General features: G+C 36.1%; 10 protein-coding genes and 1 pseudogene. 9 read left to right on the top strand and 2 right to left on the bottom strand.

The window, feature by feature from the left end; genetic code table 11:
- A partial coding sequence (locus M1B78_RS17750; RefSeq protein ID WP_257941418.1) for a hypothetical protein occupies nt 1-1,123 on the top strand: 1,123 nt, incomplete at its 5' end.
- Nucleotides 1,124-1,540: 417 nt separating this feature from the next.
- On the opposite strand, the gene btgB is transcribed toward M1B78_RS17750, so the two are convergent.
- Together btgB and btgA are read right to left on the bottom strand one after the other, a co-directional pair.
- Complete coding sequence (gene btgB, locus M1B78_RS17755) at nt 1,541-2,419, bottom strand: mobilization protein BtgB (protein ID WP_257941419.1); 879 nt, start codon at nt 2,417-2,419, stop codon at nt 1,541-1,543.
- On the bottom strand, nt 2,416-3,021 hold the full coding sequence (gene btgA, locus M1B78_RS17760; protein WP_257941420.1) for a mobilization protein BtgA: 606 nt from the start codon (nt 3,019-3,021) through the stop codon (nt 2,416-2,418). Before btgA ends, btgB begins: the two co-directional genes overlap by 4 nt.
- Before the next feature lie 389 nt (nt 3,022-3,410).
- Here btgA and M1B78_RS17765 point away from each other — a divergent pair, with 389 nt between their 5' ends.
- From M1B78_RS17765 to M1B78_RS17800, 8 genes and pseudogenes are all read left to right on the top strand, one after another.
- Complete coding sequence (locus M1B78_RS17765) at nt 3,411-3,758, top strand: type II toxin-antitoxin system RelE/ParE family toxin (protein ID WP_007851390.1); 348 nt, start codon at nt 3,411-3,413, stop codon at nt 3,756-3,758.
- Between the two features lie 5 nt (nt 3,759-3,763).
- Nucleotides 3,764-4,078 carry a helix-turn-helix domain-containing protein gene (locus M1B78_RS17770; RefSeq protein WP_007851388.1) on the top strand — a complete coding sequence of 105 codons (315 nt, stop codon included), beginning with the start codon at nt 3,764-3,766 and terminating at the stop codon, nt 4,076-4,078.
- Nucleotides 4,079-4,552: 474 nt separating this feature from the next.
- Nucleotides 4,553-5,530, top strand: a complete 978-nt coding sequence (locus tag M1B78_RS17775; RefSeq protein ID WP_032943496.1) for a replication initiation protein — start codon at nt 4,553-4,555, stop codon at nt 5,528-5,530.
- 13 nt (nt 5,531-5,543) lie between these two features.
- On the top strand, nt 5,544-5,735 hold the full coding sequence (locus M1B78_RS17780) for a hypothetical protein (RefSeq protein WP_007851405.1): 192 nt from the start codon (nt 5,544-5,546) through the stop codon (nt 5,733-5,735).
- 101 nt (nt 5,736-5,836) lie between these two features.
- Nucleotides 5,837-6,358 (top strand): hypothetical protein, encoded by a 522-nt coding sequence (locus M1B78_RS17785; RefSeq protein WP_007851403.1) that lies wholly within the window; start codon nt 5,837-5,839, stop codon nt 6,356-6,358.
- 20 nt (nt 6,359-6,378) lie between these two features.
- Nucleotides 6,379-8,016, top strand: coding sequence for a helix-turn-helix transcriptional regulator (locus tag M1B78_RS17790; protein ID WP_257941421.1), 1,638 nt, complete (start codon nt 6,379-6,381; stop codon nt 8,014-8,016).
- A 147-nt stretch (nt 8,017-8,163) separates the two neighbouring features.
- Nucleotides 8,164-8,736, top strand: a complete 573-nt coding sequence (locus M1B78_RS17795; protein ID WP_257941422.1) for a hypothetical protein — start codon at nt 8,164-8,166, stop codon at nt 8,734-8,736.
- A gap of 13 nt (nt 8,737-8,749) precedes the next feature.
- Nucleotides 8,750-9,203 (top strand): annotated as a pseudogene (locus M1B78_RS17800) (hypothetical protein); the annotation flags it as partial.

Raw genomic sequence — 9,203 nt, forward strand, 5'->3', positions numbered from 1 at the left:
TCATATTTCAAATAAATCAGAATTAATCAAATCTTTAGAAAATATTTCTGAATTCAAACCGTTATCCAATAATACGAAACAATATGGAAACATTAAACTTATAGACACTTACGGACTATGGGATAAAGAGACTAACAATCCTATTACAGATGATAGTTTTTTTGAAAATGACGAGGATGATTTATTAGTAGAAAACAATGGGACTGAAACTCTCACACGTTCCGCAAGCGATGGAGGTATACCTAAATCTGTCGTAGAATCATTCCCCACAATAGGAACAGCTGATGTAAACCTTATAGATAAGGTCATACACTTTAATCCGGGCTATCTAGGACATACGAAATTAAGATTTAAATCTAATTCAAAAAGAAAACTATATATTTCTCTATACAGAAATGACTATGGATTTGCAGTAAGTATTGGACTTGATTGTAAGGTCATGAAAAAGTTATGGCATGGTATGAAATGGGGACACATGAAACATTGGGATGATGGTATATACTATGGAGTTGCATCACTCGTTGTAAAACAAAAAATCAAGAATCCCAGTTTTGATACTGTACTAGATGAAAATAGAAAAGAGTTTCTAAAGAAACAATGGCAAGAAGCTATTAAGCACAATAATTTCACTAACGCTTCAAACAGTCTAACTGGAGGAATTTCAAATCAATGGAATCCTGAATATAACCATAGCAAACAAGAAAATAAATTCATTATTCCATATATTTCAGTTATAGATGATTTCTTTGGAACAACAAATATATCAAAGAAAATCGAAGATGCTCTTATACGTCAAGGAGCTAATTTCCTAAAAAGCTATGTTAATAGTCATAAAACACAAAGTACACAATTAGTTTGCATATCACAACGAGAGAAAACTGCATATTCTTTATTTAGAAATGATCTCTCTTGGAACGGGGGAGGATATAGAGTAAAAGAAACATTCCTTAGATATTATAGAAACATTGTATTTTCCATTAAAATCAAAGGAGATAAAACAACTCCAGGAGCAGATCTAGGAGACAATGATTTTGTTGGTAAGCCAGAAATTGTATCCTGTGAGGCTATTGTATATACCAAAGATGGTGATGGCTGGATTGGAGCAAAAATAGAAAAAAAATAATCCTAAACAAAATAGGGAAGGAGTTAATATATACGCTCCTTCCCTTCACTTATTGTATGAAAAAAAAGTATCTTATTTTTTTAGTCCTAAGTTTCTGTTTGTTCTCGTCATGCTCAACAATGCTTGAAATAATAACAGGAAATTATAAATGCGCATACCCTAATTGTAATGAACGAGCAACAGAAAATTCAGTATATTGCCCATACCATAAGCCCTACTATCTTAAATAGCATCATCACCAATGTTTTTTCTTTTTTCCTAAACACCTGCCAGCGAAGCACAGAGTATTTGTCAAGGGCGAAGGGTAAAAAATACCGCACGAGCGAAGCGAGCACAGGAGATTTTTTACCCGGAGAGTGAAACGTCCCTTTACAAATACGGCGTGCGGAGTTACCTTTGTGCCGGAAAATAGAAAAATCACATGCCCATTCCGAAACCTCTGCTCCTTTTTGGCTTCTTCAGGAGTTCCAGATCTTCCTCCTGCTGCTTCTTTTTGGGAATAGGCTGCTCGATGTCCGGCGTTTTCTCCACCTGTTGAATTTTTGACTTCTCCGGTTCCTGCCGGGATTGAAGCTCCGCTTTGAGATTGTCCCATTTCTCCTTTCTGATGCGTTCCGCACGTTCCACCTGCCGGGCTATTTCCGCCGGGCTTCCGTTCTTGACAGCGTTAAGATAGTCGAAGCTTTCCTCCGGCTCCCGGTCAAACCCCATGCGCCGATCAAAAGAGCTTTCACACTTCCGGAAAAAATCCGTCCGGTCAAAACCTCCCTTCACGTTGCCGCAGTTCTTCTTTCCGGTGTGATTCGTTTTAGGGCTTAACTTTTTGGTGTTGCTCCGGTCTTTCCGACTGACGATGATATGTGCGTGCATATCGCTGTCACTGTCACCGTCCCGGTTGAAATGGATCTTTGCGTAATATTCCACATCATCGCTTCTCAAGCCTTTTCCGAAACCCTCTGCATAGTTTCTCATCACGTCCTGCCGGATGTACCGCTGCAAGGCTTCCGCACGCTCCTGCGGAGTACTGCCCATGCAGCGCAGCTCCTTCTCTGAAGGACTGACGGTGATAACATAGAACTTTGCGTCAGTCCGGCTTAACCTAGCCTTGTTGTTGTCTATCTTGAATGTGACCTCCCTTGAGCTCACGTAGTCCCGGAACTGGTTGAAGAACGGCTGCACCTCCTCCCCTTTCTTCATCCTCTCCAAATCCTCATGCTGGAGATAGTTCGTCACCGCAACACAACTGCCTGTATTGGCGTATGTGCCGTTACCGCCTCCCTGTATCTTCACGTTCATATCTTTTCCCTTTTGTTCTTCTCGTCCTTGTACAAGGCTTTTATATCATCGAAAAGCCCGGCTTTTCCTTTCGCATCGATGTAGCTTGCGATATAGGAGAAGATCTTCTCCTGCCTTTGCGTCACAGCGTCCAGCCTTGCATAAATGGCTTGTTGGTTCTTCAGAAGCATATCCCTCGACTGACCGACTGCCTTTTCCGTCCGGTCCAAAGCCTGCTCCCTTATCCCGGCAAGGCTTGCAAGATCACGCATGAATAGGTCATTGTCCTTTTGGTATTGGCTGAACTTTTTTTCCGTAAGTATCGAGTCCATACTCATGGTCACTCTCATGCTTGTACTGCCCATGGCTTCACAAGCCGGACGCAAGAAATCCTGCTCCTGCTTCCTGATGAACGCTATCACCTGATCACAGCGTTTGATAAGTTTCTGCATTTCCTTTGCCGAACTCTCATGCTCAACCGGGTTGATTCCGTACTTCTCGAAGTACTCCAGCGCACAGGAAAGGAAGTCTTTCTTTGATACATTATTGGACTTTGCCAGCCTGTCAAGCCGGGCAAACGTTTTTCGGTCAATGGTGACAGAAGTAGTGGTTTCCTTATCCATACAATTGCTGTTTTAATTGCTAATTATATTATTAAATCTCTGATTTACAAAGGTATGATTTTAACCACAATTTCAAACTAATTGCGGTTAAAAAACTTAAACGGCTGATATTCAGCCGTAACCCCGTAGGGCAAGAGGAAAAACAGGGCAAAGCCCGGTTTCCTCTTGCTGTTCTTTCGACTGCCGAGCAATCGACGAACACCCTCCCCTGCGGTACGGCGAAAGCTCGTACAAGGGGGACGGGGAGAAGTCGGAGCGAGGCACTAAGAAAGAACCTATTCCACAAACAAAAAACACATCAAAACGGCACAACAGGCTGCAAAAATAAACATATTTTGTTTCGCTATATGGAAACAAAATGTTATATTTGCAACACTAAAAAACTTTATATGGAAGCAAAATCAAGATTCAAGGTCAAATTATCCAACGAAGCCCAAGAGTTTTTAGACGGATTGCCCAACAAGGTACGTGAGAAGATCATTAGCAATATTCGTAAATCCACCTTTGTACTTGATCCTGATTTATTCAAGAAATTGGATGATACGGATATCTGGGAGTTCAGAACGTTCTATAACAAAACCAAGTACAGGCTTCTTGCTTTTTGGGATAAGGGCGATAAGATAAACACTCTGGTAATCGCAACGCACGGGTTTATCAAGAAAACCCAAAAGACACCCCTCAAAGAAATAGCCAAAGCCGAAGAGATTAGAAAAGATTATTTTAATTCAAAAAGATAAAGCGTATGGAAGCAAAGAAATTTTATACACTCGAAGAAATCGAAGATAAATACATCGGAGAAAAAGGTACTCCCAAACGTGATGCCTACGAAGAAGAACTTAACTCTTTTTTGATAGGTGAAGCCATTAAACAGGCTCGCCAATCAAAGAACTTAACCCAAGAGGAATTAGGCAATTTGATAGGAGTGCAGCGGGCTCAAATCTCCCGAATTGAAAACGGTAAGAATTTAACCTTTTCCACCATTGCAAGAGTTTTTAAGGCTATGGGGATAAGTGCTAAACTTGAAATCGGAAGCATGGGTAAAGTTGCATTATGGTAACTGACTATATCCGGGATGCGTTTTCGCTCCCGGAAAACTTCTCACATTACACACAAAAAATCATATTTATACAAATTTTAACACGCGAAAAAATCTTCTCAATCCGTTGCACTTGGCTTTACCTATTTCCACTCTCTTCCTTTCTTCGGAAATTTATCGTATCAAAAACAAGGTGAAAAGTGGAGCGAAGCAACCTCTATAAACCAAAAAAGAAACGCTCCATTGCTTTACGGTAATTTTTAGTTTCTTTTTAGTTACTTTTTCGGCATGTTTTTTTGCTTTGCAATATATTTATATTCAATGAGTTACAAAGTGTCATTTTTGAGAAAAACGAGAAATTTCCGAGAGAAAACGAGAAATTTCCGAGAGAAAACGAGAAATTTCCGTTTTTTTTTGAGAAAAACGAGAAAAAACCGCGAGAGATTTTTTTTTTTCTCGTTTTATATATTTTAATTTGTGGAAAATATTCGGCGTATGGCAAAGAAAGACCAAAAGAAACGAGATATTATCTTATCTCAAGATAATGCACTCACAACTGCCCGTTATAAGTTCGACCTTATCGAAAAGCGTGCGTTATATTGCATCATTCGCAATATACGGGCAAACTATATCGAACAAGAGGACGGACAAAGAACTTTGTTTGAAAATCTTATAATCACAATCAAAGAGGAAGAACTTCAAAAATGTGGTGATAATACTAAAATGAAGAATATTTATGATGCGCTAAAGCGGCTTAGAAATCGTGATATAGAGATTAATAACGAAAAGATGTGGCTGAGTATCGGTTTTGTCAATTACGTTAAGCATATCAAAAATAAATCATATTTTGAAGTGGAAGTATCCAAAGAGGTACTACCCTATTACGTGGAACTCGCCCAAAACTTCACGAGTTACTCCATGACAGTAGCAATCGCACTCAAAAGCACATTTACCCAACGTTTCTATGAACTATGCTGCCAATATCAAAATAAAGGTTTCTTTTTCTATGCTGTCAATGAGCTACGGGAAATGTTCATGTTGGAAAACAAATATCCACGTTCTTTCGATTTTAAAAAATGGGTGCTTGAAACGCCAGCTAAAGAATTAAAAAACCTATATGATGCCGGACAATGTGATTTATACTTCGATTTCGACATAAGGGAAAAGAAAGGTAAAGAAGCACTCTCTTATAACTTTTTCATACACAGCCGTCAAACCGAACAACAAAAGCTATTGGAATACGAAAGTGCCAAACAAGCGATCATCTACATAACAACCACTATTTCGAGATTCTCTAAAAGTGACAAAGGATATGTTAAACGTGTAGTGAACGCTGTACAGTTACACCCGGAAATAGCCGTACAGGTGGCGCAAAAAATACAAAAGAAGTTTGAGCAATATATAGACAAGCCAGCCAAACAAATAGGAGCTATCATCCGGGTTTGCTTAATGGAAGATTTTGGTATAGAATAAAAAACATACAAGTATGAAAACAGGTGATAAAGTTATCGTGCCAGCCGAAATTAACGGCTATGGCAGGGATTTACAGGCAATGGTTACAGAGATAGAGAAGTTTGCTGGGACAATATTCGTAACAGTGGTATTCACCGAACCATGTCCGGAAGCCTACGGAAGAAAAGGAGGCGTTTACCATGACTTCCAGCTAATAACAGAGTGATTTATTTTGCTATAATCGCAATAAATTGCTATAACACATGTAATAAATTGCAATAATAAAACTTATAACTACCTTTGTAACAAAATATAGCATTTACAGCAATGGAAAAAGGACAGGAAAGCAAGCAAAAGAGGAAAACACCGCTTACCACCATAGCGATAAGCCAAGAGTACGCCCAAAAATTAGACGAGTATTTAAACGGTACGGGTATAACTCGCAAAGAATTTGTCGAGTTGTCCGTTGATTATTTCCAAAGAACTGGATTCGACCTTCGAGGTGAAGCATTTGACCTCTCCCCATTAGAAAAGGTTGCCGGGCGGCTGGAACAATCTGCAAAGATCATGGAACAGCACAACGAGGGAACAGAAGCGGTACGCCAGCTATTGCTAGCAGTCCGGGAACAGACCGCTAAACAGCTTCCGGCACCAGAACTGATTGCCCATGCCGCCGAAGAAAAAGCAAAGGCAGAAGCCAAAAACGAAGAACAAGAAAGGGAGATTACCCGGTTACGCTCTGAGAACTCTGCTTTGCTAGAATATAAGAAAAAGGCACATCGAGAACTGTGTCGGGTACGTGACGAACAAAAAATTTTCGGAAAAATACATGTAAAAACTGAGTTGTAATCAAACCTATTGATAATACTATGAAAAAACAATCTATATATTTTTTAGTTATCATCATTTTGTTAGTACAGACATCTTGCCAACAAAACAATGAGGAAGAAGACTTTTTTAATAATCAAATAACACTCTTAGAAAATAATCCTCGATTATATCTTTCTAAAATTGATTCAACCCAAGTCACTAATCTTAATAACTCAAAAGAAGCAACTCATTTCTTATTAGTTTCATTAGCCAACTACTATGTAAATAATTACTACCCACCTAAAGAAGTATTACAAAAAAGTATTCATATTTTCACAAAAAAGAAACTAATTCAACAACAACTTGAATCCCTTTTGTTTCTTGCCAAAACATACAAAAAAGAAAAAAACTTAAAACTAGAGGTGCAAGCTATAGAAAAAGCTATAGATATAGCAAGCCAAATAGAGGATAAAGAATGGCTATGTTGTCTATATGGCTATCTAGGAGATATGTATATCCGCAAATACAACATGTTGAAATTTATCAAATATCAAACATTAGCTAACCAGTGTATTAAAGATATTGCATTTAGGGATATGGATATATCAACTCAAGTACAAACGGCAAAAAGTTTTTTATATATAGGAAATCATAAAAAGTCCTACGAGCTATTGAATTTAATAGAAAGCTCCATTGATAAAAACAACATTTATTATAATGAGATAAAATGCCTACAAGGTATTACGCTATTTAAGACTAAACAATGGGCACTATGTATCGAAAAATTACAGGAAGCTATAATATTAAGCCAAACAGATGATTTTTTGTTTGTCTGCCATTCTATACTAACTTATTGCTATTACTCCATAAATGATTTAGCAAATGCTAATAAACATAGAAAATTAGCTATAGAATATGATACAGATTCGGAAACCAATTTTGCTGAAATAGAATTTTATAAACTGTGTGCAGAATTTGCTAGAGAAAATAATTATATAGACAATCAAATTGATTGCCTGTATAAGGCAATAGAACGATATGAAATTCTTCTAAGGAACTTGAATGGAAGTTCTTTAGATGAAGCTATTCAAGCATATACTCACTTTTGCGATAAAAAAAATTATGAAAAGATATTATCTACATACAAATATGCTGCTTTAAGTTCTCTTTTTATAGCAAGCATAGGGCTATTAATCTACATCAATAAAAAAAGAAAACAAGCTTACCAAATTGTGGCTCTTCACCAACAAATAGAAACATTGGAAGGCTTAAATAATATAAAAGATGAAGCAAAAATGTTCATCTTACGTGATTTTGAAATAGCCAAACAAATTGCAATGTTGAGATATACGCAAAAAGAACAAAGTGCTAAATTTATAAAAGAATTAAACAGATTCAATATTACACAAAATAATTCTTTACTAACTACGCAATGGGACAATTTTTATAAACACATTGATTTATCTTTTGATAATTTTTATACACTGCTGAAAGATAACTTTTCAGATCTAAATGAAAAAGAACTACAACTTTGCTGTATGATGGTTGCAGGGTTCAAGACAGAAGAAATTGCAGCTATATGGATGCAAAGTATTTTTTCTGTACACAAATATAAAACCAATATCCGAAAGAAACTTAAAACTCCTGAAGGTGCTAATATAATAGCTTTTTTAAGGTCTGCTCCTCCATTCCAATGACAGTTTATACTTTTACAATCTTTTTTTTGTGATGCACCTTAACTATCAAATAGTTATATATTAAGTTTACAAATTCACAAAAAGGCTTACAAATGGCGATTTGAAGTATTAAGTCTAACTTTGCAACGTTCAAAATCAATAAATTATATGATAAAAAAAGGTTTTTTACTTGCATTGTTTGCTATAGGTGTTTTTGCAAATATATTCGCACAGGACACCTTATCTTTCAAAAAGACGAGAGATAAAAATATCTATATAGAGTTTTTAGGAGCTTCTAACCTTATTGGAGTTTCTTTCGATTCAAGATTTACTCCTATATCCCCATGGGGATATAGGATTGGTATTTCTTATTTTCAAGGAGGGGATTCTTTTATTAAAGCATCTAACTCTAATAGAGGGCTATTTTTCCCTATTGAAGTTAACTTCCTCACCTCTGGAAATAAGCACAAATTAGAACTTGGATTAGGCTCTAATCTTGGAATATATAACGAACACATTTCTTTTATAGAAGAATCAAAGGAACAATATGAAACAATAAGTTCCACTTCCAATACAACATTTGGATATTATTTCTTTTCTAATATAGGTTACCGTTACATATCAACTAAAGGTTTTCTATTTAGAATAGGATTAAGCCCTTCTTTTAGTTTTAATGATAAACACGGTGTAACAAAAGAACCATTTATTTACCCTTATATTAGTTTTGGATATTCATTTTAATAAATTCACATATATGAAAAAAATCAGTTATATCATTTGTTTAACAGCTATTTTGTGTTCATGTAACAATGAACTTCCTATTGAAAATGTACAAGAGCTACAGACTCCTAAATCAAAAGAAGATTCAGAAATTCTTAGTTTTAAAAATTCAGAAGAGTTCTTATCAACAATAGAAAACTTCGACTTGGATAATCCTATTTTAACAAGAGCAAGTTCATCTTTTGTTTCTGCGGAAAATATCTATGAACAGGAAAACAATGAAAATGCAGATAATGAATATATTGGTTTTCTTATTCCTGATGAAAAATATAGAAATTTTTTCAATAAAGATCTAGAAATAATTATCAATGATACTCTTTACAAAGCAACTAAATATGGTACACTATTTACTCATATTTCAAATAAATCAGAATTAATCAAATCTTTAGAAAATATTTCTGAATTCAAACCGTTATCCAATAATACGA

The sequence above is a fragment of the Bacteroides muris (ex Fokt et al. 2023) genome, from assembly GCF_024704895.1.
GTDB classification, from domain to species: domain Bacteria; phylum Bacteroidota; class Bacteroidia; order Bacteroidales; family Bacteroidaceae; genus Bacteroides; species Bacteroides muris.

What these genes read in the sequence shown, in the direction of transcription:
- btgB (WP_257941419.1), bottom strand. Translation starts at nt 2,419, where the DNA reads ATGAACGTGAAGATACAGGGAGGCGGTAACGGCACATACGCCAATACA.
- btgA (WP_257941420.1), bottom strand. Translation starts at nt 3,021, where the DNA reads ATGGATAAGGAAACCACTACTTCTGTCACCATTGACCGAAAAACGTTT.
- M1B78_RS17765 (WP_007851390.1), top strand. Translation starts at nt 3,411, where the DNA reads ATGGAAGCAAAATCAAGATTCAAGGTCAAATTATCCAACGAAGCCCAA.
- M1B78_RS17770 (WP_007851388.1), top strand. Translation starts at nt 3,764, where the DNA reads ATGGAAGCAAAGAAATTTTATACACTCGAAGAAATCGAAGATAAATAC.
- M1B78_RS17775 (WP_032943496.1), top strand. Translation starts at nt 4,553, where the DNA reads ATGGCAAAGAAAGACCAAAAGAAACGAGATATTATCTTATCTCAAGAT.
- M1B78_RS17780 (WP_007851405.1), top strand. Translation starts at nt 5,544, where the DNA reads ATGAAAACAGGTGATAAAGTTATCGTGCCAGCCGAAATTAACGGCTAT.
- M1B78_RS17785 (WP_007851403.1), top strand. Translation starts at nt 5,837, where the DNA reads ATGGAAAAAGGACAGGAAAGCAAGCAAAAGAGGAAAACACCGCTTACC.
- M1B78_RS17790 (WP_257941421.1), top strand. Translation starts at nt 6,379, where the DNA reads ATGAAAAAACAATCTATATATTTTTTAGTTATCATCATTTTGTTAGTA.
- M1B78_RS17795 (WP_257941422.1), top strand. Translation starts at nt 8,164, where the DNA reads ATGATAAAAAAAGGTTTTTTACTTGCATTGTTTGCTATAGGTGTTTTT.